At 50.1% G+C, this 24,826-nt stretch carries 17 protein-coding genes; 12 read left to right on the top strand and 5 right to left on the bottom strand.

Going from position 1 to position 24,826, the window contains the following annotated elements; genetic code table 11:
• Positions 1–56: 56 nt before the first annotated feature.
• The 6 genes from C3V43_RS07850 to C3V43_RS07825 all read left to right on the top strand — a co-directional run bounded on the left by C3V43_RS07850 (position 57) and on the right by C3V43_RS07825 (position 9,351).
• Complete coding sequence (locus C3V43_RS07850; protein WP_106070512.1) at positions 57–1,055, top strand: FecR family protein; 999 nt, start codon at positions 57–59, stop codon at positions 1,053–1,055.
• A gap of 148 nt (positions 1,056–1,203) precedes the next feature.
• Positions 1,204–4,533, top strand: coding sequence for a SusC/RagA family TonB-linked outer membrane protein (locus C3V43_RS07845; protein ID WP_106069325.1), 3,330 nt, complete (start codon positions 1,204–1,206; stop codon positions 4,531–4,533).
• Between the two features lie 15 nt (positions 4,534–4,548).
• On the top strand, positions 4,549–6,096 hold the full coding sequence (locus C3V43_RS07840) for a SusD/RagB family nutrient-binding outer membrane lipoprotein (RefSeq protein WP_106069324.1): 1,548 nt from the start codon (positions 4,549–4,551) through the stop codon (positions 6,094–6,096).
• Between the two features lie 28 nt (positions 6,097–6,124).
• The gene (locus C3V43_RS07835; protein ID WP_106069323.1) at positions 6,125–7,183 is read left to right on the top strand and encodes a glycoside hydrolase family 18; all 1,059 of its coding nucleotides are present in this window, start codon (positions 6,125–6,127) and stop codon (positions 7,181–7,183) included.
• A gap of 18 nt (positions 7,184–7,201) precedes the next feature.
• Positions 7,202–8,335: a DUF1735 and LamG domain-containing protein gene (locus tag C3V43_RS07830; protein ID WP_106070510.1), complete on the top strand. Its 1,134-nt coding sequence runs from the start codon at positions 7,202–7,204 to the stop codon at positions 8,333–8,335.
• Positions 8,336–8,361: 26 nt separating this feature from the next.
• Positions 8,362–9,351, top strand: coding sequence for a BT_3987 domain-containing protein (locus tag C3V43_RS07825; protein ID WP_106069322.1), 990 nt, complete (start codon positions 8,362–8,364; stop codon positions 9,349–9,351).
• 207 nt (positions 9,352–9,558) lie between these two features.
• Here C3V43_RS07825 and C3V43_RS07820 read toward each other — a convergent pair whose 3' ends face one another.
• From C3V43_RS07820 to C3V43_RS07805, 4 genes are all read right to left on the bottom strand, one after another.
• Positions 9,559–11,871, bottom strand: a complete 2,313-nt coding sequence (locus tag C3V43_RS07820) for a hybrid sensor histidine kinase/response regulator (RefSeq protein WP_106069321.1) — start codon at positions 11,869–11,871, stop codon at positions 9,559–9,561.
• Complete coding sequence (locus C3V43_RS07815) at positions 11,868–13,208, bottom strand: MATE family efflux transporter (RefSeq protein WP_106069320.1); 1,341 nt, start codon at positions 13,206–13,208, stop codon at positions 11,868–11,870. The genes C3V43_RS07820 and C3V43_RS07815 overlap by 4 nt, the downstream gene beginning before the upstream one ends.
• A gap of 261 nt (positions 13,209–13,469) precedes the next feature.
• On the bottom strand, positions 13,470–14,729 hold the full coding sequence (locus C3V43_RS07810) for a M16 family metallopeptidase (RefSeq protein ID WP_106069319.1): 1,260 nt from the start codon (positions 14,727–14,729) through the stop codon (positions 13,470–13,472).
• Complete coding sequence (locus tag C3V43_RS07805; protein WP_106069318.1) at positions 14,719–15,561, bottom strand: peptidylprolyl isomerase; 843 nt, start codon at positions 15,559–15,561, stop codon at positions 14,719–14,721. Before C3V43_RS07805 ends, C3V43_RS07810 begins: the two co-directional genes overlap by 11 nt.
• A 94-nt stretch (positions 15,562–15,655) precedes the next feature.
• Here C3V43_RS07805 and C3V43_RS07800 point away from each other — a divergent pair, with 94 nt between their 5' ends.
• Positions 15,656–16,984: a sigma-54-dependent transcriptional regulator gene (locus C3V43_RS07800; protein WP_106069317.1), complete on the top strand. Its 1,329-nt coding sequence runs from the start codon at positions 15,656–15,658 to the stop codon at positions 16,982–16,984.
• 608 nt (positions 16,985–17,592) lie between these two features.
• Here C3V43_RS07800 and C3V43_RS14780 read toward each other — a convergent pair.
• Positions 17,593–17,763, bottom strand: coding sequence for a hypothetical protein (locus tag C3V43_RS14780; RefSeq protein WP_164996227.1), 171 nt, complete (start codon positions 17,761–17,763; stop codon positions 17,593–17,595).
• A gap of 120 nt (positions 17,764–17,883) precedes the next feature.
• Between C3V43_RS14780 and C3V43_RS07795 the strand changes: the two genes are divergently transcribed.
• The 5 genes from C3V43_RS07795 to C3V43_RS07775 all read left to right on the top strand — a co-directional run bounded on the left by C3V43_RS07795 (position 17,884) and on the right by C3V43_RS07775 (position 24,798).
• Positions 17,884–20,655 carry a TonB-dependent receptor gene (locus tag C3V43_RS07795; RefSeq protein ID WP_106069316.1) on the top strand — a complete coding sequence of 924 codons (2,772 nt, stop codon included), beginning with the start codon at positions 17,884–17,886 and terminating at the stop codon, positions 20,653–20,655.
• A 36-nt stretch (positions 20,656–20,691) separates the two neighbouring features.
• Entirely contained in the window at positions 20,692–21,981 is a 1,290-nt protein-coding gene (locus C3V43_RS07790; protein WP_234878272.1) for a DUF4876 domain-containing protein, read from the top strand.
• 121 nt (positions 21,982–22,102) lie between these two features.
• Positions 22,103–23,533, top strand: coding sequence for a DUF6850 family outer membrane beta-barrel protein (locus tag C3V43_RS07785; RefSeq protein ID WP_235655826.1), 1,431 nt, complete (start codon positions 22,103–22,105; stop codon positions 23,531–23,533).
• A gap of 55 nt (positions 23,534–23,588) precedes the next feature.
• Positions 23,589–24,176, top strand: a complete 588-nt coding sequence (locus tag C3V43_RS07780) for a hypothetical protein (RefSeq protein WP_106069313.1) — start codon at positions 23,589–23,591, stop codon at positions 24,174–24,176.
• Between the two features lie 7 nt (positions 24,177–24,183).
• The gene (locus C3V43_RS07775) at positions 24,184–24,798 is read left to right on the top strand and encodes a PepSY-associated TM helix domain-containing protein (RefSeq protein WP_106070509.1); all 615 of its coding nucleotides are present in this window, start codon (positions 24,184–24,186) and stop codon (positions 24,796–24,798) included.
• The last annotated feature ends 28 nt before the right edge of the window (positions 24,799–24,826 follow it).

Raw genomic sequence — 24,826 nt, 5'->3', positions numbered from 1 at the left:
AATCGTAGTTGTATTTAGTATATAAAGCCCCCGGAATTAAAAGAAAGAAAAGATTCATGAAGAACTATATTAAACAACTCATCGACTTGTTCGGGCAGAATGACTATTCGGCCGATACGCAAAAGAAAGTGCAGCAATGGCTGGCCGATGAGGAGCATGCCGATGAGAAAAACGAAGCACTTCGCGGACTCTGGAAACAAGCCGGAGAACAAAAGGTTCCTGGCGGAATGGAGCAATCAATACGCCGGATGCAACAAAACATAGGTGTGATTCCTTCCATCCCTCACAAGAAATATCAGCTGTTGATATGGAGAGCCGCAGCGATTCTTTTATTGGCCGTGTCGTCTGTTTCTGTTTATCTGATATTGGAGAAAAACAGGCCGGAGGTGGATTTGGTCGAATGCTATATACCGACAGCAGAAATTCAAGAACTGACATTGCCCGACGGCACACATGTAATGTTGAACTCAAAAAGTACGCTGTTGTATCCGGAACAGTTTACCGGAGATACCAGAAGCGTGTATTTGATAGGTGAAGCCAATTTTAAAGTGAAACCGGATAAAAAACATCCTTTTATCGTGAAAGCCAATGACTGTCAGGTTACGGCTTTGGGAACAGAGTTCAACGTAAACGCTTATCCCGAAAATAACGAATTGATTGCCACTTTGCTGGAAGGTAGTGTAAAGGTGGAATTCAACAACTTGATATCCAATGTCGTTTTAAAACCCAATGAGCAACTGATATATAACAAACAAACTAAAAGACATGACCTTCGATTGCCGGAAATCGATGATGTGACAGCATGGCAACGCGGAGAGTTGTTTTTCAGCAATATGCCCTTGGAGGATATTTTCACAAGCCTTGAGCGTAAATTCCCTTATGCTTTCGTATATAGCCTTCATAGCATGAACAAGAGCACATATAGCTTCCGCTTCCGAAAGCAAGCGAATCTGGACGAAGTGATGAAGATTATATCACAGGTGGTGGGAGATATAAATTATGTAATCAAAGGAAATAAATGTTACGTAAGGCATAAAAAAATGAATCTGTTGTAAAACCTAATAAAAAAAAAGTACTATGCAAAAAAGTATCCGGAAGGAGTGCCCGTTCCTTCCGGATGTGAAATCAATGTACCTTAATATTAGCGCATATTGACGCTATTCCGAAGATTCTAGAATAATAACCAATTAACTAATACTAAAGATGCTACAAATTTATAAAAAAATAGCAGAACGAATAACCCATAAATGGGTCTTTCTAACTTTTCTTAGTCTATTATTACTGATACCTACACTTGTATCGGCTCAGAATGAAAGAAAAATAACGATCAAACAAGAAAAAATTACTGTCATTCAGGCTCTGAAAGCGGTGGAAAAGCAATCTAAGATGTCCATAAATTATAGTGATTCCGAGCTGATGGGAAAAGATTTTATCGACCTTGACTTGCAAAACGTATCACTGCCGGCCGCTCTTGATGCTATCCTGAAAGATACCGGTTTTATCTATCAAATCCAAGACAATTATATTATCATTACAGGAAAGAAAACAAAAACCGCCACGCAGGCTTCTAAAGACATCAAAGGAAAAGTGGTTGATGAGGACGGGGAACCACTGATCGGAGTAAACATAGCCGTGGATGGCAGTTCTACGGGTACGATTACCGATATTGACGGTAATTTTTCCATAAACGTGCCGACAACATCTAAAATCGTCGTTTCTTATGTAGGTTATGCCACTCAACTCATCCCTGTTTCAAAAACAGATTTCTATCAAGTGATAATGAAACAGGACGCGGAAATGCTGGAAGAAGTCGTGGTGACCGCATTGGGTATCAAGCGCGAACAAAAAGCATTGAGCTATAATGTGCAGCAGGTGAAGAACGATGCTTTCAATACTGTGAAAGATGCCAACTTCATGAGTTCGCTGGCCGGAAAGGTGGCCGGTGTCACCATCAACAGCTCATCGACAGGTGCCGGAGGAGCAGCGCGTGTGGTAATGCGCGGTTCAAAATCCATCACTAAAGACAACAACGCACTGTATGTCATCGATGGTATCCCGATGTTCAACGTCTCTGCCGGAGGTTCAAGCGACGGTCGTTTTGCCGGACAAGGAGGAACAGATGCCATAGCCGACCTGAACCCGGATGACATCGAAAGCATTAACATGCTTACGGGACCTTCGGCCGCGGCCCTCTACGGTAATGATGCCGCTAACGGTGTGGTATTGATCAACACCAAGAAAGGAAGCGCGGAACGCACTTCATTGACCGTTACGAACAACACCACATTCTCCAACGTGTACATGATGCCGGAGATGCAGAATACATACGGTAATCTGGACGGTGCTTTCGAGAGCTGGGGAAACAAGACCGACAAACGATATGACCCGAGAAACTTCTACAACACCGGAACGAATGTCATCAACACCATCTCGTTCTCTACGGGTACAAGTAAGAACCAGACCTATGCCTCGGCTTCTACTACCCATTCCACCGGCATTATCCCCAATAATTCATATAGCCGTTACAATTTCTCGATCCGAAACACCGCTACCTTCCTGAAAGATAAACTGACACTCGATATCGGTGCCGGCTACATCGTTCAGAACGATAAGAACATGACCTCGCAAGGCGAATATTTCAACCCCATTCCGGCTTTGTATCTGTTCCCCCGCAACGGCAACTTTGACGAGATACGGATGTTCGAGCGCTACAACGTGGGACGTGACCTGATGGTACAATACTGGCCCTACGAGGCGCAAGGCATGAGCCTTCAGAATCCCTACTGGATTGCCAAACGCATGAACCGCGAGTCGGAAAAGCACCGTTTCATGGTGAACGGAAGCCTGAGCTACAAGATACTGGACTGGCTGAACGTTTCAGGCCGTGTGAAACTGGATAATTCCAACTTCCGCTTCACGCAAGAACGTCATGCCACCACGCTGGGCACTTTTGCCGGACAGAACGGTTTCTACTCCGACATCGACCGTACAGACCGCAGCATCTATGCCGATGCCATGCTGACCGCAGACAAGCGTTTCGAAGACTTCACGCTGAACGCCAACCTCGGCGCTTCTATCAAAGACCTTGTGCACGAGCTCAAAGGCATGGAAGGCGATTTGGCAGGGCTTGCCAATCTGTTCACCATCCGTAACATCAACTACAACTCTAACTTCAAGCCGAAACAGCAAGGCTATCACGACCAGACACAAAGTATCTTTGCCAACGTGGAACTGGGTTGGAAGAGCCGCCTCTACCTTACATTGACCGGCCGTACCGACTGGGAATCCATGCTTGCCTTTACTGATACCCCTTGCTTCTTCTATCCTTCGGTGGGTGTGTCTGCCGTACTTTCCGAAATGTTCCGCCTGCCGGAATTCATTTCGTATGCCAAAGTGCGCGGTTCTTATAGCCACGTAGGTTCGTCGTTTGCCCGCTATCTTTCCAATCCGGGATTCGCTTTCAACGAACAGTCGCATGGCTGGGCTACTTCTACCACCCGTCCGGCGGCAAACCTGAAGCCGGAAGACACCCGTTCTTGGGAAATCGGTCTGAACATGAAGTTGTGGCGCAACCTGAGCGTGGACTTTACTTACTATCGCTCCAACACTTATCATCAGACATTCTCCATCGATGAGCCTTCTTCCAGTGGTTTCTCCAAAGGAATTGTACAAACCGGTAACATCCAGAACCAGGGAATCGAGCTTGCGCTGGGTTACACATACAAGAAACGCGATTTCGAGTGGAACAGCTCTTATACGCTGACCATGAACCGCTCGAAAGTGAAACGCTTGGCGGGAGGAGCCATCAATCCGGCCACCGGCGAACCCATTGAAATGAAAGAACTGCGCGTGGCCACGCTGGGAGCCGAAGGATATGGTCCTCGTGTGATCTTGCGCGAAGGAGGTTCCATGAGTGACCTCTACGTAGACAAAGAGCTGAAGAAAGACGGCAATGGTCGCATCTGGGTAGACTCACAGTCGGGCAACTTAGGTGTAACTACCTATAAAGAACCTAAGAAAATAGGTAGCATGGCTCCGAAAGCCAACATGGGCTTCCACAACAATTTCTCTTACAAGGGATTCAATCTGGGCGTTATGCTTTCGGCGCGTTTGGGAGGCCTTGTGATATCCAATACACAAGGAGTCCTCGACTATTACGGTGTGTCTCAGGCCACGGCCGATGCACGCGATGCTGGCGGCGTATGGGTCAACAACGGTTATGTAGATGCCAAAAAGTACTATCAGACCGTGGGCGGAGCCAATGGAGGTTTAGGCCAATATTACACGTACAGCGCCACCAACGTCCGCCTGTCCGAACTGAACTTCAGCTATACGTTCCCCCGCAAATGGTTTGGCAACGCGGTAGGCATCACTGCCGGTTTCGTGGCCAAGAACCTGTGGATGATTTATTGCAAGGCTCCGTTCGACCCCGAATTAACTCCTTCCACTACCAGCAATTTCTATCAGGGAGTAGATTATTTCATGACACCAAGTACACGCAATCTTGGCTTCAACCTGAAATTCCAATTTTAAAAACGTCGAATTATTATGAAAAGAAACATTCTACATATAGCATTAACTGCAGCCTTGCTTCCTTTCTTTACGGGATGTACGGATAATTTCGAGAAATATAACACCGAGCCTTATGTTCCCTACACATTGCCCGTACCCGTATTATTCAGCCAACTGATAACCACCGGTATCAACGTGCAGCAGAACGATAACCAGATGATCGATCAGATGGTGGGAGGGCCTTATGGCGGTTATCTCACGATGTCTACTTCATGGGGAGGCTCAAATTTCAATACATATAACCAAACGGACGGATGGAATCAGATTCCTTTCAATACGCCGTTCGAGAAGTTCTATCCCAACTATTATAAGATAGCCGAGGCCACCCAGAAGAAAGGACACTTCTTTGCGATGGCTCAGATTCTGCGGGTCAACACCATGTCGCGCGTGGCGCTTTGCTACGGACCTATCCCTTACAGCAAAGTGTCGAAAGGCGAATCGCAGATTCCCTACGACAGCGAAGCTGATTTGTATAGAAGTATGCTGGGGGACTTAACCTCTGCCATAGCCGTACTGAAAGACTACATCTCCGTAACCTCTTTGCGTCCTTTGAGCGAGAGCGATGTGGTATATAACGGCGATTACTCCAAATGGATTCGCTTTGCCAATTCATTGAAACTCCGTTTGGCCATGCGCATTGTGAATGCCGACCCCGAACTGGCTCGCAAGGCGGCCGAAGAGGCTGTCAGCGATGATGGTGGATTGATTGATGACGCTTCCTGCAACGCAATGGTTCCGGTAGGTGCTGAACCCAACCCTTTCTGGCTGGTTGCCAATAGCTGGGGAGAGATTCGCGCCAATGCCACGCTGACCGCCTACATGAACGGGTATAACGACCCGCGTATGGCGACATACTTCACGGCTGCCACAGTGGAAACGGAAGGAACCGATACCTACGTAGGGCTTCGCTCCGGTGTAAAGGGAATGACTACCGTTATGGGTTCCAAATTTTCCAAGCCCGCTTACGGACAGAAAGACGACATGCCGATGTTCCTCTCTTCCGAAACGGCTTTCCTACGTGCCGAAGGCGCACTGCGCAACTGGAATATGGGAGGCCGGGCAAAGGAACTCTACGAACAGGGCATCGCACTGTCGTTTGCCGAACGGAAAGTGAATGGTGCCGCGGCTTATGTGGCAGACAAGACTTCCACGCCGAAATCATACGTTTCGCCGATAGAAGCGGCAAAGATGAGTTATTCGATTAAAACGAAAATCACCATCGCCTGGGATGAGGAGGCTGCTTTTGAAACCAACCTGGAACGCATCATCACCCAGAAATGGATTGCCAATTTCCCGCTCGGACTGGAAGCGTGGGCAGACTATCGCCGTACGGGTTATCCCGAAATCTTCCCGGTGGTGGACAACCTGAGCAACGGTGTAATCAGCACCGAACGCCAGCAACGTCGCCTGCCTTTCCCACTGAAGGAAAAACAGGGAAACAGCGAGAATGTGAGAGCCGCCGTGAATATGCTTGGAGGTCCGGATACCGGTGCCACGGATTTGTGGTGGGCTAAAAAGAAATAAACATCCAAAACAGAAAAACAGCAAAATCATGAATAAAAAGATACTATATTCAACCCTTTGGGGATTGTTGACCGTCGCTTTCTGGAGTTGCAGCGATTGGACGGAAGTAGAAAGCGAGGATTATTTCGAGTATCCTGCAAAAGATTACTATGCCTCTTTGCGCGATTATAAGAAAACCGATCATCAGGTGGCATTCGGCTGGTTCGGTAACTGGACCGGCCGGGGAGCTTCGATGGTGAACAGCCTGATGGGTCTGCCCGACAGCGTGGACTTCGTTTCTGTCTGGGGCAACTGGCATACGCTGGACGAACATCGCATGGCCGACAAGAAACAGGTGAAGGAGCAGAAAGGCACACGTGCTCTGATTTGCTTCATCATTCAGGACATCGGCGCGCAGATTACACCGGTGGAGTATAAGGATAAGCCCAACGAGTATTGGGGATTCGACCCGGAGAACACGGCGGCGGACAATGCCCGAAATCTGGCGGCTGTCGAGAAATATGCTTTGGCGATTTGCGACACCATTATCAAATATGATTATGATGGTTTCGACATTGATTATGAACCAAACTTCGGGCATCGCGGCAACATGTCGGGCAATGATGCTTACATGTTGCATTTCATCAAGACACTGAGCAAACACATGGGGCCGAAATCGGGCACAAACCGTTTGCTGGTAATTGACGGAGAACCTCAAAGCATCGTGGCCGAAAGCGGCCCGTACTTCGACTACTTCATTGTGCAAGCCTATCAAGCAACCTCGGACTCTAACCTTGACGGACGGCTCTCCTCCACTATCGAAAACTTCCAAGGATTCTTGTCTCCCGAAGAAGTGGCTAAGAAATACATCGTTACCGAGAATTTCGAGTCGTATGCTTCGACGGGCGGAGTGGACTATACGGATCGTTACGGCAACAAAATGCAGTCTTTGGCAGGCATGGCCTGCTGGACACCTTTTGTGAACGGAAAGGCGGTGCGGAAAGGCGGTATAGGAACCTACCACATGGAGTATGACTATCCTACCACTCCGGTGGAGTATAAATACTTGCGCGAAGCCATTCGCATAATGAACCCGGCAGTTAACTAATTTAAAAAAATGAATGTCATGAAACTGAATAAATACCATATCATAGCTTGCGCCGCCTGGCTCTGCGTGGCTGTAAGTTGCGACGATGCAGATTATAGTGTGATAGACAACGCCATCTATCTTCAAGAAGCCTCGAATACGGCTTCTACCTATGGAAAAGTGACCGTGGAAGGTGACGTTACACATACCGATTTGACGGTTCGTGTAGGACAACCGTTGAATGAAGACGTGGCAGGTACGCTGGAGCTGGACGCTTCACTGCTTGAAGCCTACAACCAGGCTTTCTCTACGAGCTACGAAGTACTTCCCTCGGAGTATCTGTCGTATGAAAAGAATTTCAAGATAAGCAAGGGAGAGACGTTGGCGGAGAAAACGGAGTTCTCCATCAAAACTTACTCTACCGACAACGGTGAACTTTACGCCATTCCTGTCCGCTTGAAAGTGAATAGTGGAAACATATCCACCATAGGAGACTCTCAATCGTATATCATCTTGTTAGACAAGGCCCTGAAACAACCGGTACCCGTGATGAATCAAAGCAACAAGGCTTCTACCGCCAAAGACATGAATCTCACTACCGCCGAATGGACCATCGAGACATGGGTATGGATGGACGGATTTGTTATCAATAATCAGGCCATCATCAACTCCGGTAGCGGAAAGGCCGGCCGGGCCAACGAAATCTATATCCGTTTCGGCGATGCCCCCATTCCATATAACTCCTTGCAAATTAAAACAATGGGGTCGCAAGTGAACACTGTCACGCTGTTCGAGAAAGAGAAATGGTATCACTTAGCCATCACCTACGATGCGGGCGGATTAGTGACGATTTATGTGAACGGCGAGAAAGACGTGACGCTCCAAACCAAGGGAGGCGTGGTGAACTTCGACCGCATGGAATTGGTGACGAGCGGCTCTTGGTTCAGGAATACCTGCAAGATGGGACAATTACGCCTTTGGAAGAAAGCCATCACACCTTCTCAAATCAAGTCGAACATGTATCTGGGCATCAACCCCAAGAATCCTGATTTGATGGGCTACTGGCGTCTGGACGAAGGAAAAGGCAATGTGTTTAAAGATGCCACTCCGAACGGATTCGACATGGCTGCCGAAGGTACTCTGAAGTGGGAAACGGATGTGAATTTTAAATGAAAAACGGATTTTAAACATAGAATGCAATGAAAACATACTTAAAAACAGCCCTGCGCACGGTATTAATAGTATCGGGGGCTATCTTTATACAATCTTGCAGTGATGACGACGAGGTAGAAGTTAAGCAACTCTACTACCTCTCGTCAGAGCCTGCGGCCACCTTAAAGCCATCCCAATTCGAACTGTCGCTGCTCGACAACACGCTGGTAGGCGAACGAACCGGATATTATGTGGTGGGAAAATCGACCATGCGTGCCGCCAAAGATGTGAAGCTGCACGTAGTACAAGATAATTCGTTGGCAGAAAGCTACAATGCCAAACATAAGACAAAACATGAAACGGTGCCTGAAGGAGCTTTTTCTTTCTCTACCCGGGAACTTACCATCAAGGCGGGCGACAACTTTTCTTCGGATACGCTTCGGATTTCGGCTTCGGATTTATCAAAGTTGGAAGCGTCCAAGACATATGTGCTTCCCATCGCGCTGAAGAGCAGTGATGGCGGTGCGGTCAGCGCCAACCGGAATACGATCTGTTTCGTGTTCTCCAAAGAGGAAACCCGAATCAGCACCAAGAAACCTGCTTCGTGGATAGAGTTGGAACGCGGTGACTGGACGGTTACTGCCTCGGACGACTACGGCGAATATTATAGCCCGGCAAAAGCCGTCGACGGGGATGGTGCCTCATGTTGGTTCTTGGGAATGGACAGCCCGGGCTGGTGGGCTGCCGAGTGGACAGAGCCCGCCACCGTAGTGGGCATCTCTATTCAAAGGCAGAACGCTTATCACCATAGATATAATCTGGTTAGTTTTTCCGTGGAATATAAGAAAAAAGGAGATGTGGAATGGAGAAGCCTTGAAGGCAATGTCATGCTGAACGAAACTCACCTCTATGCTCCTCAATATACTATGTTTGGTTCAGTGCTTGAAGATATCGTGGCATTTAAACTGAACGTTCTCGAACCGGGGGTAGGCGATTATACCGGCATAGGCGAATTGAATCTGTTTAAGAAAAAATAAGAAGGAGATTTTAGAAGAAAGCTCTATCAAAAAGCCTTTATGGCTTTCTTTTCAGAAGATTATCCTGTTTTCAGAGATACTCTGTTCAAGGTCTGCGGATGTCTGTTCGCAGGCTTGGAACAGAGTTTTTTCATATAGGAAAAAGGTGGGCGTTGCTTTGGAGGGAGATGGTGTTGCTGCCTATGCAAAAGGTTTGGGGCAAGAAACTTATGAAGTACGCGCAATTTCTTCTGCCACAGCCTCTATCAGTGAAAGAGCCTTCTGTATTTTCTTTCCGGCTTCTTTAGAGAACGGCAGGTTACGAGACATTTCCATTTCTTTCAACAAAGGGACAAGCTCCACAGCCCCAATCAGGGTGAATACGGGAATCATCTTATGAGATACCGCTGCAACCTCTTCCATATTCTGCATTTCGGAGGCTTTGCGAAGGCGTTCGGCATTGGTACGAGTCTCGGTAACGAAGCTTGCGATAATGGCTTTTGCAGCCTCCGGGTCATCTTCGGCAAAGGCCGTAAGTGCCGAAAAGTTGTAAGCGGAGGATGAGGCGGAACGATTGTCCGTTTCGTTTGCATTTGCCGGTACGGATACTGCGGATTGTTCTCCACGCAGTTCGCACAAAAGTTCCTGCATGGTGAATGGCTTGTGCAGGCAGCCGGTAAACCCTTGCGATATGAATTCTTCACGCTTCATGTCGCTACGGGCAGTGACTGCAACCATCGGAATGGTTTTAGCTTGTGGAATGTTCGAAGCGCGTAGTAGCCGCAACAAGTCGAAGCCACTGACGGCAGGCATCTGTACATCGGTGAGCAGAAGGTCGAAAGTGTCGGTACGTAAAGCGTCGAATAGTTCATCCGGTTGCAGGCAAGATACGGAACAAATGCCATTACTGTTGAGGATGGCCTCGGTCAGGGTAAGCTGAATGCGGTCGTCGTCGATGAGAAGAAGTTTCTTCAATGGGGGAGGAGATGGAAAGGCGGAAGAATCGGAAGGCTCTTCTATTCCGTGCAAAGGCTCTTCATGTTCTGCGCTTGGTTCTTTGTGTGGACTTACACGATAAATGGGCACACGTACCGTAAAAGTGCTTCCCTTACCCGGAGAGCTCTCCACCTCGATAGTACCTTCGAGCAATTGCACCAGCATGCGAACAATACTGAGTCCCAGACCGAATCCTTCCTTTCCCTGCGCTCCGGGCAGACGGGTAAACTCCCGGAAGATACGTTCACGGTCGGCAGGTTCCATTCCCTTTCCGGTATCGGTGATGGCGACAACGAGTTTTCCGTCTTCGTAGCCGGCGGTCAAGGTGACACTGCCCCGGTCGGTAAACTTCACGGCATTGGAAAGCAGATTATTGATTATCTGACGCAGACGCAAGGGGTCGCAAACGAAAGAACCCTCTAATTCAGGAGCGACGTTGCAACGCAAGGCAAGCCCTTTGGCGGCAGCCAACGGTTCAAAACTGACGCGTACCTCTTCCAGTAGTCGGGAAGGTTGGAAAGTGACACGGCTGACCTCCACTTTATGCAAGTCGAGGCGATGAAAGTCGAGCAAATCCACAATCAACTTCAACAAATGTTCGGACGAGGTTTTCATGTTGTCCAGATAGAAACGCTGACGTTCGTCCACCGTGAGACGGGCAAGCAAGTCGGCATATCCCATGATGGAACCAAGCGGTGCCTTGAAGTCGTGGGTAATGGCAAGCATCAGTTTTTCGCGTGTGGCAAGCAGGTCTTCGGCACGGCGGCGAGCTTCTTCCAGTTCGCGGCGATAGCGGTTGCTGCGGGTCACGTCGCGTCCGATGAGGAAAAGGAAGACAATCGCAAGCAGGACAGCGCCGGCGGCAATACTGGCCAGGGTGCGGACGGACCGATGACGGACGGCCTGCCGGTATTCGGCCTCGGCACGTCCGTGTTGCAAGGTCTCTTGCTCATAGTTTTTCAGCAGGCTGTCAATGCGCTCGGTCAGCATGTGATCCAGTTGTTGCAGGTTGCGCTTGCGTTGCTGCACGAGGTTAGCTACTTGTCTGCGCTGCCGGGCCATGGCACGCAACTTCTTATGCAGGGAGTCTGCCGGATTATAAGAATCTATCAACGTATCGGTGGCAAATTCAAGGGAGGTTCTTACTTGAATGGCAGTATCTTTCTTGGATGGAACGAACACTTCTCCCAAGCGGCGGAAGAAACCTTTTTTTCGAGGACGCACCACTGTTGTGTCACGATGAGTGATGATGCGGTGTTGCACCCGTTGTCGTGTCATTTCCGTATCGTGTCGGGTTATGACATCTTCTATTTCGTCGGCAGAGACTGCGTTTCCGTTTGCTTCGCTCAGTGTGCGCAGCATACTTAGCGTGTTGGCATCCTTCTCGTGTATGAGGGTCAGCACACTGTCGGTCCACTGTACGTCAAGACTATCGGAAAGCACGAGACTTTCCATTTCCCTGTGCACAAAGAAGAGGGAAAAGAATAGCACCGCCAACAGCAAGCTATATCCTATGGCAATCTTGACTTTGGAGACTCCTTTCATAATAGACGCGTTTTCTGCCTGAACCGCAGCCACAACATGACGCCGGCACTGGTCAGTCCGAACGGGAAAGCCATCCACACTCCGACCAACCCCCAGTCGAGCACAAAGCCGCAGAGGTATCCTACGGGCAAAGATATAACAAAATAAGCTATAAAAGCAATGACCATCATGGGTTTTACATCCGAAATGCCACGCAAGGCATTGGCAAAATTAATCTGCAATCCGTCGCCGAACTGATAAATCAGGAACGGGAGGAACAAAGAGGCAACCATGACCGATACTTCGGCATTATCCGTAAACCATCCGCCCAACTGACCGCGCAAAGCAAAAACGATGCTCAGCAACACCACCGCCATACAAAGGGTGAGATGAAACCCGGCATACGTCGCATGCCGCACGTTCGGCGCATCGCCCTGCCCCTTGAAGTTGCTGACACGCACGGCGACGGCAGCCCCCATGCCGTAGTACATCATAAAGGTGAACTGCGAAATCGTCAGCATAATCTGGTGCGAAGCCAGTGCATACGTGCCCAGCCATCCCACCATGATGGTGCTGAGATTGAAAGAGGCCGTCTCCATCCCCATTTGCAGCCCGACGGGCCAACCCAGTGCATTGAGCCGCCGGAACATCGGGACAGACCAGCCCAGACGTACAAAGCCTATTTTATAACGAATGAAACGACGGCTGCGAAACACAATCATTGCAAAGACCACTACCATCACGATGCGTGAGAACAGGGTACTGATGCCTGCCCCCAGCAACCCCATTTCGGCGAATCCCAGTTTGCCGTTGATGAGTATGTAATTCCCTGCGATGTTGAGCGCATTGCCGCCCAGCAGAATCCACATGGCGGTTTTTGTGTCTGTAATGCCGTCGGTGAACTGCTTGAAACCGTAGAACAGCATGACGAATACCAGCGAAGCAAGCTGCGTCAGGTAGTAAGGCTTAATCAACGGCAACAATTCAACGGGTTGCCCCAAACGTTCTATATTGAAATAAAGCACAGTCATGATGCAGGTCAGCAACAGGGCCACCAGTACATTGGCCGTCAAGCTGCACCGCAAAGCCTGCCCCGCCTCGGCAAAGCGGCGGTTTCCATAATAACCGCCCACTACCGGCGTAAGCCCATAGCTGAACCCCATACTGAAAACGATGCAAAGGGCAAACATGTTGTTCACGAAAGAAGCCGCACCCAACTCGGCCGTGCTGTGGTGTCCTATCATCAGTGTATCGGCAAAGCCGAGAACAATGACGCCCAACTGGCCTATCACGATGGGCAGTCCCAACGCAATCAGGGCTTTGTAATGGCACTTATATGTATCAAAAAATCTTCCCATAATGCAAGTTTGTTAAAGTCCGCACCACATCCGCACCATATCCGTGCCGTGTCAGAACCGTGTCAGGGCCGTACTTTCTCCGTATCATGTTCTATCTATAGAAGCGAACTTGATACGAAGATGATACGAACTTGGTACGAAGATGGTACGAACTTGGTACGAAGATGGTACGAACTTGGTACGGAGGAGACAACGTCTTTTTTCTTTAAATCCGTATCATCGATACCGTCTGTATATGAACGATAACTTTTTGCCGGTTCATCATTCCTTTTCCGGCAGGTAAGAGCCGGACGCTTTCTTATAATATAGCACAACGGTATTGGCGTCGCGGAATGTATTCTGCGCCACGGCATGAATATGTTCGGCCGTGACAGAACGATAGTTGCCTACTTCACGGTCTATGTCTTCCGCCTGTCCGGTCAGTTCAAACCAAGCAAGGTTCGTGGCTACATTCAGATAATTGATATTGCCGAATATGTGGGAAGATTCGAACTTGTTCTTTACTTTTTCCAGTTCCTGCTCACCCACAAGTTCCCGTTTCAGTACCTCAAGCTCCTTGCGGACAGCCGCCTCGGCCTGTTCCAGTACGATGCCGGCAGAGGGCTTGCCGCTGATATGCAGCAGTCCCGCATCGCGCGTACCCGAAATATAGGCATCGAGTGCGGAAAACAGCTTTTGTTCCTGCACCAGCTTGCGGTTCAGGCGACTGGAACGCCCGTTGCTGAGTATATCGGACAAAATGTCGAATGCATAGTAATCGGCTCCTTCCCGACCACACATAGGATAGGCCATAAACAACGCGTCGAGAGGAACATTGCGCTCCACCGTCCGGCGACGCTCTTCCGTTTGCGGAGGTTCCTGCGGCAATTGCCTTGCAGGGACATTCCTGCGGGGAATGGGGGCAAACCACTTGTCGGCCAGTCTGAGGGTTTCCTCCCACGAGATGTTTCCGGTGACAGCCAGAACAGCATTGTTGGGGGCATAGAAACGATAGAAGAAAGATTTCACCTCATCCAGCGTGGCGCCGGCTATATGAGACAGTTCCTTGCCGATGGTGGGCCAACGATAGGGATGCACCCGATAGGCCAAAGGGCGAAGCAGATGCCCTACGTCGCCATATGGCTGATTCAGGCAACGCTGTTTGAACTCCTCCATCACCACTCCGCGTTGCACGTCGAGGCTTTGCTCGCTGAATGCCAGTTCGAGCATGCGGTCGGACTCCAACCAGAAGGCTGTCTCTACGTTCGATTTGGGAACGGTCAGGTAGTAGTTGGTTATGTCGTTGTTCGTCCACGCGTTGTTCTCGCCACCGGCCAGTTGCAACGGCGTGTCGTAATCGGGAATATGTACCGAACCGCCGAACATCAGATGCTCGAACAGGTGGGCAAAGCCCGTATGTTCGGGGTGCTCGTCGCGGGCACCTACGTCGTAGACGATGTTCAGCGCAACCATCTGCGTGCCGGCATCTTCGTGGTGCACCAGCCGCAGACCGTTGTCCAATGTTTTTTTATTAATCTTCAAGGAGAGTCACCTTCTTAATCACGACATCCTCTTCGGGGCGGTCGCTACGGTCGGTCTTCACTTTCTGAATCTTGTCCACTACCTCCATGCCCTCCAGCACTTCGCCGAACACGGTGTACTGGCCGTCCAGATGGGGCGTACCGCCCACTGTGGTATAAGCCTTTATCTGTTCGGGCGTGAACTTGAACTCCGGTTCTTTGCCCACTTGTGCCTCGGCCTGTGCAATCAGAGAGTCCTGCAAATTCATCAATCCTTCCTGATTGCCGTCCTTACGCATCTTGTAGATTTCTTTCATGTGCTTTTGCGCCAGTGCATTGAAGGCATTGTTCAGGCGCATCTGGTTCATCTGCTGCTCCATGTTCAGCAAGGCGGAATCGCCATAGACCTTACCGGTGACGATATAGAACTGGCAACCGGAAGATTCTTTCTTCGGGTTCACCTCATCGCCCTGACGTGCAGCCGACAAGGCTCCTTTCTTATGGAAGTAGCGGGGATAGATGAATTCGGCAGGAAGGGTATAGCCCACATCGCCCGAACCCAGCATTTTTCCTTTGGGAGCTTTTTTCGATTCGGGGTCGCCGGCCTGTATCATGAAGTCCTTGATGACACGGTGAAACAGCGTACCTTCGTAAGTGCCTTCCTCGGCCAGCTTGATAAAGTTGTCACGGTGTTTCGGTGTCTCGTTATAGAGTTTCACTATGATGTCTCCCGCACTTGTTTCAATCTTCAACTTCGTTTCCTTTTCCATATTCGGATCTTTCTTTTGTCCCGGCTTGCAGGCTGCCAGCCCGCCTACCAGTATGGTTAATAATACAATAAGATTTCTTTTCATTTTTGCTTTTCATTTAATTTAAGTCTGCAAATATACGACTTTCAGACAAAAGCACTTACCTTTGTAATGCAAAAAGAAACAAAACACAAAGACTATGACGTCTATACTGATTGTAGAAGATGATATAACTTATGGCATGATGCTGAAAACATGGCTCGGGAAGAAAGGCTTCCGGGTGACATCGGTCAGCAGCATTGCCCGCGCACAGAAACACATCGAGACGGAAAGCGCAGATTTGATATTATCGGACTTGCGGCTGCCCGACAAAGACGGCATCGACTTGCTGAAATGGCTGGGCGAGCAAGGTTTGCAAATACCCCTTATCATGATGACCGGATATGCCGACATACAGTCGGCCGTGCAGGCCATGAAGCTGGGCGCCTGCGACTATGTGGCCAAACCGGTGAACCCCGACGAGCTACTGAAGAAAATGAAAGAGGCGTTGACGGCCGACATCGGAACTCCCCCTGCCCGGAAAAACACGGCGGACACACCTGCTCTCTCCGACTTCCTTGAAGGAGAAAGCGATGCCGCCAGACAGCTTTATAATTATGTGAATCTGGTTGCCCCCACCAACATGGCCGTGCTCATCAACGGAGCCAGCGGAACGGGCAAGGAATATGTGGCCCACCGCATCCACCGCCTCAGCAAGCGGGCCGACCGGCCGTTTATTGCCATCGACTGCGGAGCCATTCCCAAAGAACTGGCCGCATCCGAGTTTTTCGGCCACATCAAAGGCGCTTTTACCGGTGCGCTGACCGACAAGACGGGCGCATTTGTAGAGGCCGACGGCGGAACCATCTTTCTGGACGAGATAGGGAACCTGAGCTACGAGGTGCAGATACAATTGCTGCGTGCCTTGCAGGAGCGCAAGATACGCCCCATAGGTTCGACCAAGGAGGCCGGTGTAGACGTACGGCTGATATCGGCCACCAACGAAAATCTGGAGCAGGCCATAGAGAAAGGCACTTTCCGCGAAGACTTGTTTCACCGCATCAACGAGTTCACCCTGCACATGCCGCAACTGAAAGACCGCCGCGAGGACATCCTGCTCTTTGCCAACTTCTTTCTGGATCAGGCCAACCGAGAAATGGGCAAGCAACTGATCGGCTTCGACGAGAAGGCTTGCAGTGCCTTGCTGGAGTATCATTGGCCGGGCAATCTGCGGCAGATGAGGAATACCGTGCGCCGCGCCACGTTGTTGGCCCAAGGCAAATACATCACCATTGATGAGCTGGACGACTTGAAAGAACCTGCTCCCGCACCTGCCGGCATGTCTCTACGCAACGAGGAGACGGAAAAACAGCAAATCATGGAAGCCTTGCGGCAGACGGGAAACAACAAGAGCCGTGCCGCCCAACTGCTGGGTATCGACCGCAAGACGCTTTACAACAAACTGAAGCTTTACGGCCTTTCCGACTAAAAGTGTGGAATTATTCCACACTTCCGTTCCACACATTCCACACTTTTCCACACTTCGCTGCACGGCGGCAGTTTGTTCACTTTATTAGTTTTCAGACGATTACTGTTTGCGGCTCTTTTCTGGCACGCCATTTGGCCTATATTAGGCATAAACATTGTGTGCTTCAACAGAAAGTACCTAAACTTAACGACTATTATACATTAACTAAAAGCAAATTGAAACTGGGTAGGAAAAAAGTGAAACTTCGACAAACAACTGAAGTGGCTGAACAATAGTAAGCACACTACAAAAAAACGCCCCTTTCTTGTCTATTCTGTAGGGGTGTTTTTTTTGTTTCCCATCGCAACCTGCTTTCTCCTCTCATTGTATTTCTTCTTCTTATCCTCGTCATTTCGGATAGCTCCCGATTATGGGATGAATCTCTTGTATTGTCAAGCGCAATCTATGTTCGGAAAGGATATTACAGCGCTTGGGCTGCAAGATATATGGAATGCCGACAGGGATGATGTTTCATCACTTTCTCGATCTGTTCTGCTGCACACTCGTTGCAGTTTCGCTGCAAGTCTGTTGCAGTGATTCTGCAAGCCTTTTGCAGTGGTGGTGCAAGCCTATTTGCAGTGGCTCTGCAAAGCAGTTGCAGCATCTTGCAGACTTTTCTCTTCGGGCGGCAACACATAAGGTGCAGATACCGGACTGTCGTTCGGTGCAAGGAAACTCTGTCCTGAGTGAGAAGCCTCTTTTTTTCTTCCGTCGGGTATATAGCCACAAATAGGTATCACCTTCCCCGGTCCTTGGTTGAAAGCCTACCTCTTGTGGACAAGAAATACCTATTTTTAGTGATTGTGTCTTTTTTGTCATCACCGTATCTTTGCAAATCCTAAACTGTATATAAGTGTATAATGCCAAAAAAGTCGTTCCTCATAAGTCATTTACTATTCATCTGCCTCCTCTGTTCGGCACAATCACCCCATAGTTTCAGCGGTCGCGTCTTCGATGCTCAAAGCAAGGATGTATTGCCTTTTGCTACGATACGGCTGAAGTCCGATGCAGGAAAGTTCTACGGAACCACCAGCGATGCGGACGGGAAGTTTAGCATCCGTGGGCTGGGAGCGGGAGATTATCTGCTCGTCATTTCTTATATAGGATACGAAACACAGGAAAAACGCATCCGAATAGATGGGGACGTCAATCGGGACTTCCGCCTATTGCCCTCGTCTACCACACTGAACGAGGTTGTAGTCACCGCCTCCGAATCGAAAGGCATCACCAGCGCCTCGAAGATAGACCGCACGGCAATGGAGCACCTGCAACCTTCCAGCTTCACCGACCTGCTGGCGTTGCTGCCGGGCGGAAGCACAAGCACGCCGAACATGGGCAGGGCCAACACCATCCGCTTGCGCGAAGTGGGGATAAGCGGTTCGGACTACAACACCGGGGCTTTGGGTACACAATTCGTGATAGACGGCATACCCGTCAGCACCACCTCCAACATGCAGCGCGTCGCATCGGACATTACCACCGCTTTCGACGGATACAATGCCGTGAACACCGGAGTGGATATGCGTAACATCCCCACCGACAATATAGAAAGTGTGGAAATCGTCCGTGGCATTCCCTCCGTGCAATACAACAACCTGACAAACGGAGTGGTCATCATCAAACGCAAGCAGAAAGCCACCCCGCTGGAGGTGCGCTTCAAGGCCGACCAAAGCAGCAAACTCTTTTCGGCCAACAAAGGCATGGAATGGAAAAACAAGGACATGGGGCTTTCGGCCGATATAGACTTTCTGAATGCGCAGAACGACCCGCGTGACCGTTACGACTTGTATAAGCGAATCACTACCTCCGCACGCTTCCATAAGAAATGGACATTGCACGACGGGAATGCCTTGAGGTGGGAAACCGGCGTAAGCTATTCCGGAAACATCGACCATGTGAAGAACGACCCCGACATAGAGAGGCTGAAAGAAGAGAGCTACCGTTCCGGCTTCCATAGCGGGAAATGGCACAGCCTTCTGGAATGGATGGCCTCCAAAGGGAAAGCCTTCCGTAAATTGGAGTTGGACCTCTCTGCCGGCATGTCGTGGGACGAAATAAAGCGCGCCCGATTCATCCAGCTGGACCGTGATTGGGCAGTGCCCACCCACATGAAAGCGGGTGAACATGATGCGGAAATACTGCCCTACAAATACACTGCTTATACCATAGTGGACGGCAAGCCGCTGAACTTATACGCCAAGTTGGCTGCGGAGTTCGGGATGCAGACTGGTTTGGCGGGTCACAAGCTGTTGGTCGGAAGCACCTTCAGGTACGACAAGAACTTCGGAGGCGGACAAATCTACGACCCGGCACGTCCGCTCGACCCCGGAAGCAGCTTCCTGCGTCCGCGCAAATACAGCGACATTCCTGCCTCCGAGCTGTGGCATGTGTACGTAGAGGACAATGTCAACATCCCCATAGGAAACCATTCATTGGAAGTGCAAGCCGGGATAAACGGCAACATGATGCTGAATCTCGACAAGCAGTACGCCTTAGGCGGAAAGATGTTCCTCGATCCGCGTATCAACGTGCAATGGCGATTTCCGAGCATCAGCCTCGGATGTAAAAGGCTGGTAATAAGACTGGGCGGAGGAATGGGACGGCTGCTGTTGATGCCTACCCTCTCGCAACTCCATCCGAACAATATCTACATGGATTTTACCCAGTTGAACTATTGGCATGCCAACCCCGCATACAAGCGCATCAACTTGCGTACTTACATCGTGAACCCTACAAACTACGGCCTGAAGCCTGCCCGCAACTTCAAGCAGGAGGTGCGTTTGAGTCTGGAATACGGTAAGAACATGCTTTCCGTCACTTACTTCCACGAGCGGATGAGTTCCGGTTTCCGGCATATCCCGACCTATTCTCCATACGAATACAAGGTATACGATTCCAGCAAGATAGATGGTTCTACTCTGACCGGCCCGCCGGCTCTGGAAAGCATGCCTTATGCGATGAGAACCATCTTAAGAGGCTACTCCTATACCGGAAACGGCAGCCGTACACAGAAAGAGGGAGTGGAATTTCAACTCTCCACCGAACGTTTCAAAGCACTCAACACCCGTTTCACCGTGAACGGGGCGTGGCTGTACACCATCTACGAAAACAGCCAGCCCATAGCTAAAAGCGTTTCCGCGGTAGTAAATGGCATAGCTTTGAGCGACAAGTACGTAGGCATCTACGAAACAGATGATAGTTTCCATCTTGGGCAGTTCAACACCAATTTCACCGTAGATACCTATCTGAAAGAATTGGGTCTGACCCTTTCTGCCACTTCGGAGTGCATGTGGTTCCAAAGCAGACAGAGTCCCAGAGCAAGCGGTACCCCCATTGCCTACATGGATGCCTCCACAGGGAAAATATTACCTTACACCGAAGAAGACAAAAAGGATACTTACAAGCAGCATTTGGTTATCTCTCGTACCTCGGCCCTGCTTGAGAAGATGACTACGCCTTTCTATATGTACGTCAACTTCAAGGCCACGAAAGAATTTGGCAAGAATATGTCTATCGCACTCTTTGCCAACCGTATTCTGGACTATGTGCCCGATTACACACGAAACGGATATCTCATACGAAGAACTGCAGCCAGTCCCTATTTCGGGATGGAGCTGAAACTTAAACTATAATAATTCCATCAAACAGAAAATTAAAAGAAGATGAAAATGAAAAGAGTATTTTATGCAGTCTGCATGACAATGATTGCAGGTTTAGCGTTCACTGCTTGCAGCAATGACGATGACAACAGTGTAAAGATGGCCAATGTGACCATGCAGTTCAACGCGCCTGCCGAGTTGCAGAATCAGAGTCCTGTTATCGGCATTCAGGAATTGGTATTGAAGAACATCAATACAGGAGAGAAGACCACCGTCGTGAAACCCGCTACTCGTGCCAATGTTCTTTCTCCTTCTACTGTAAGCATCGCCGTGAGCGTGCCCGAAGGACTCTACACCATCAGCATGGAAGGTTCTCTAACCTACCGGTTGAATGGAGAGACCATTCATTCCAAGATACGGGCCTATAAAGAATCGGTAACTCTGACCGAAGCCTCTTCCGCTACCCCGCTCAATCTTACGGGCTATGTATATAATGACAGCAAAGAGGGAGGAAGCTTCGTCATTGCCGAAATCTTCTTCACCGGAACAGAGACTCCGGAGAATAAGCAATACAACGGAGACAAATACTTCCGTATTTACAATAACTCGGGTGAGACGCTTTGCGCAGACGGACTCACCATTGCCGAGTCTGCATTCCTCACAGTAAGCAAGCACACCTATTCTCCGGACATTATGAACGAAGCCTTCACTACCAATGCTATTTACCGCATCCCGCTGGGAGGTAAAATCATGGTTGCCCCGGGAAAGTCTCTGTTGCTGTGTGACATCGGTAAGAACCACACGACTGTCAACTCCAACTCTTTCGACCTGACGAAAGCCGACTTCGAGTGGTATGACGAAAGTTCCAACCCGAAATTCACCGACACCGACACGCCCGTACCCAACATGGAGAAGATTTATTGTTATACGGCCACCATCTGGGGACCTCACAACCGCGGCTTCAAAGCCTTCGTACTGGCACGTCTGGGCGACGACGAGAACAATCAGCTCTCTGCCGAACAGTATCTGAAAGACTATGTTTACGAATATAAGTACAACATGATTATCAACGGAAACGTGTACGAAATGGGACCTTCCAAAGGCTACAAGATTCCTAACAAATGGGTGTTGGATGCCGTCAACCTCTGTGTAGAGAGCGAATACGAATGGAACGTGACGTCGCCTGCTTTGGACAGAGGCTGGACGTACTGCGGAAAAGTAAACAGCGACAAGACCCGCTACGGAAAGAGCGTTCGCCGCAAGGTTCTTTCAGGTATCACCCTGCAAGATACCAACGACTCGTCTGTGGACTTCCTGCCCGAGCAGAAGGCGGATCCTTATTTCAAGTTCCACGAATAAATTATTCTCCGAAGGCAAAATGAAGAAAGGGCTCATATCTTCACTTCTATTCCTATCGGTGGCCGTATCCTCCTCTTGGGCTCAAGGGGAGGACACGGTTTTCATACAGAAAAGGGCATTTATGCACTCCGCGGCCAAACGGGAGTTCCTTACACGTCCTTTCCTTAATCCGGCCTTAAACTATTATCGCCAATCCTATTCGCTCTCCACCCTCGGGGCAACGGGCGAATGGAGCAGACAAAGCCGGGCGACAACTGCAGAACTGGGAGACGGATGGAAAGGATTCCTCTTTGCGGGAGACTCGTATGTATGTACGTCCGAGAAATCGCGTATATGGGGAGATGCCTACTACCGCAACGGCATCCGCCGGAATGTGCAGTGGAACGAAAGTTCGGACTATGAACTGCTCTACCCGTACATTGCCGCCGACACCATAGGCGGAGATATGAAGTCGGAAACCTACTTCTTCAGAGGCGGATATGCCGCAGCAACCGGACGATGGACGTTCGGAGGGGAATTCTCCTACCGGGCCGTGCAAGAGTTTCGCGATATAGACCCCCGCCCCAACAATAAGGTGGCCGACCTGCAAGCCAAAGCCGGCGCGGCTTACGGCATCATGGCTTCGTATGCGGTGGCCCTATCCGTCGAAGCGCGCAAATACAAGCAGAACGGTTCTCTGGCCTACTACAACGAACTGGGGGTGTCGAAGACGTTCCACCTTACGGGATTGGGGAACAGCTACACCCGCTTCGACGGCACCCGCACGAACGTTCGTTATCAAGGACACAGCTACGGCGCCGGAGTCGACTTGCTGCCCGTACAGGCCGACGGCAGGTGGAGCGGCAGCTTCCACTATCGTTATTCTTTCTACGAGAAGATGCTGCCCGAGTCCAACGACCTCACGCTAAACGAGCTGAAAGAAAACAACCTGCAAGGCGAGGTTACCCGGACTTTCTTACGGCATGCCCGCCGGTTCTTCGGCCTTAAGGCATCGGTAGCCTACAACGAGCGGAAAGGGACGGAAAACCTCTACGGAGATGCAATGAACCATATCTATCCACAGATTTCAGCCGCAGAGCAGTTCGGCAGCAAGGTGCTGCACGCAACGGTAAGCGGCAGTTATGAGCAGGAACAGACGGAGAAGTGGCGATGGAGCCTGCAACCCGCCATCGGGTATCTGCAACAGAAAGATACCTACAAGACACCTGCCAAGAGTATGAAGTACAGTCTGTGGAGTGCTTCGCTGGGCCTTGCTTCTACCCATAAATGGAACAAAAGCCTGCTGTACGCACGCCTTTACGGCATCTGCCAAGGAAAGATAGACGCCGCACTGAACATCGACGGACAAACGGCGCACCCGTATGCCCTGACCATCTTGCAACAGAACCTCGAGATGATGAGCGGCAGTCGTACGATATACGGCATCTCTCTGCGATGGTCTCGATACATCGGAAAGAATTTAGGCTACGCGGAAGTCGGGTGGCAACATGCGCTGTACGCCAACCACGAGAAGAACCGTTCGTTCCAAGCTGGCATCGGGGTGTACCTGTAGGCCTGTTCAATCATCTGCAAACAACATTTTTATACTAACTAATAACAAGAGAACAATGAAAACCAAGAACATTCTCATCGCAGCCATTGCTGCAACAGCACTCACATTCACCGCATGCGGCAACAAACAAGCCAAGAACGCGGACAGTTCTACAACCGCCGAACAGACTTCAGGCGTGCTCGAAATAGACAGCCTGCTGGCCGATGCCGAAGCATTGGCCAATCAGGAAGTGACCGTCGAAGGCGTATGCACGCATGCCTGCAAGCACGGTGCCACCAAGATTTTCCTGATGGGCAGCGACGACACGCAGACCATTCGTGTGGAAGCAGGCGAACTGGGTTCGTTCGACACGAAATGCGTCAACAGCATCGTGCGTGTGAAAGGTACGCTCATGGAACAGCGTGTGGACGAAGCCTACCTGCAAAAATGGGAATCTCAACTGAAAGAAGCTTCTGCCCAAAAGCACGGCGAAGAGGGTGAAGGCGGATGCAGCACCGAGAAGAAAGCACGCAACGAAACGGCCAACACGCCCGAAGCACGCATCGCCGACTTCCGTGCCAAGATAGCCGACCGTCAGGCAAAAGAGGGGAAAGCCTATCTGTCTTTCTACTACATACAGGCCACCGGCTATGAGATTCAGTAAGCCGCCGATGAAAGAAAACAGGCCGATAGCAAAGGACGAGAGGCAGCGCGACACACAAGGCAAGGCCGGCACGCTTCTGCGCAAGTGGTGCCGCCTTGTGCACCGCGACGTGTCGTTCTTCTTCTCGGGGATGATACTGATATACGCCATTTCGGGCATTGCGATGAACCACCGCAGCAGCTTCAATCCTCACTACTCGATAGAACGACAGGAGTACAAGCTGACCGAGGCGCTTCCCCCGCAAGCGGATATCCGCAAGGAGGATGTGCTGAAGTTGCTGGAACCCATCGACGAAGCAGGCAACTACACCAAGCATTACTTCCCCAAAGAGGGCGAGATGAAGGTGTTTCTGAAAGGAGGTTCCAACGTGATGATAGACCTTGCCGACCGCCACGTGGTGTATGAGAAACTGACACGCCGTCCGTTGCTGAGCGCCCTGACCAAGCTGCACTACAACCCCGGAAGCTGGTGGACACACTTCTCCGACTTGTTTGCGGGAGGACTTATCCTCATCACGCTGACAGGCCTCATCATGCTGAAAGGCCCGAAAGGATTGTGGGGACGCGGAGGAATAGAGTTGGCGGCGGGGATATTGATACCGCTGCTGTTTCTCTTCCTTTGATTGGGTATACAAAAGATGACGGACTCCG

It is taken from the genome of Prevotella heparinolytica (assembly GCF_002998535.1).
Classification (GTDB): Bacteria; Bacteroidota; Bacteroidia; order Bacteroidales; family Bacteroidaceae; genus Bacteroides; species Bacteroides heparinolyticus.
The sequence above is the reverse complement of the archived record's forward strand: the minus strand, read 5'-3'. Positions and strand labels throughout refer to the sequence as shown.

Excerpts from the sequence above, each read along its gene's own strand:
- C3V43_RS07850 (WP_106070512.1), top strand. The coding sequence starts at position 57 with ATGAAGAACTATATTAAACAACTCATCGACTTGTTCGGGCAGAATGAC.
- C3V43_RS07845 (WP_106069325.1), top strand. The coding sequence starts at position 1,204 with ATGCTACAAATTTATAAAAAAATAGCAGAACGAATAACCCATAAATGG.
- C3V43_RS07840 (WP_106069324.1), top strand. The coding sequence starts at position 4,549 with ATGAAAAGAAACATTCTACATATAGCATTAACTGCAGCCTTGCTTCCT.
- C3V43_RS07835 (WP_106069323.1), top strand. The coding sequence starts at position 6,125 with ATGAATAAAAAGATACTATATTCAACCCTTTGGGGATTGTTGACCGTC.
- C3V43_RS07830 (WP_106070510.1), top strand. The coding sequence starts at position 7,202 with ATGAAACTGAATAAATACCATATCATAGCTTGCGCCGCCTGGCTCTGC.
- C3V43_RS07825 (WP_106069322.1), top strand. The coding sequence starts at position 8,362 with ATGAAAACATACTTAAAAACAGCCCTGCGCACGGTATTAATAGTATCG.
- C3V43_RS07820 (WP_106069321.1), bottom strand. The coding sequence starts at position 11,871 with ATGAAAGGAGTCTCCAAAGTCAAGATTGCCATAGGATATAGCTTGCTG.
- C3V43_RS07815 (WP_106069320.1), bottom strand. The coding sequence starts at position 13,208 with ATGGGAAGATTTTTTGATACATATAAGTGCCATTACAAAGCCCTGATT.
- C3V43_RS07805 (WP_106069318.1), bottom strand. The coding sequence starts at position 15,561 with ATGAAAAGAAATCTTATTGTATTATTAACCATACTGGTAGGCGGGCTG.
- C3V43_RS07800 (WP_106069317.1), top strand. The coding sequence starts at position 15,656 with ATGACGTCTATACTGATTGTAGAAGATGATATAACTTATGGCATGATG.
- C3V43_RS07795 (WP_106069316.1), top strand. The coding sequence starts at position 17,884 with ATGCCAAAAAAGTCGTTCCTCATAAGTCATTTACTATTCATCTGCCTC.
- C3V43_RS07790 (WP_234878272.1), top strand. The coding sequence starts at position 20,692 with ATGAAAAGAGTATTTTATGCAGTCTGCATGACAATGATTGCAGGTTTA.
- C3V43_RS07785 (WP_235655826.1), top strand. The coding sequence starts at position 22,103 with ATGCACTCCGCGGCCAAACGGGAGTTCCTTACACGTCCTTTCCTTAAT.
- C3V43_RS07780 (WP_106069313.1), top strand. The coding sequence starts at position 23,589 with ATGAAAACCAAGAACATTCTCATCGCAGCCATTGCTGCAACAGCACTC.
- C3V43_RS07775 (WP_106070509.1), top strand. The coding sequence starts at position 24,184 with ATGAAAGAAAACAGGCCGATAGCAAAGGACGAGAGGCAGCGCGACACA.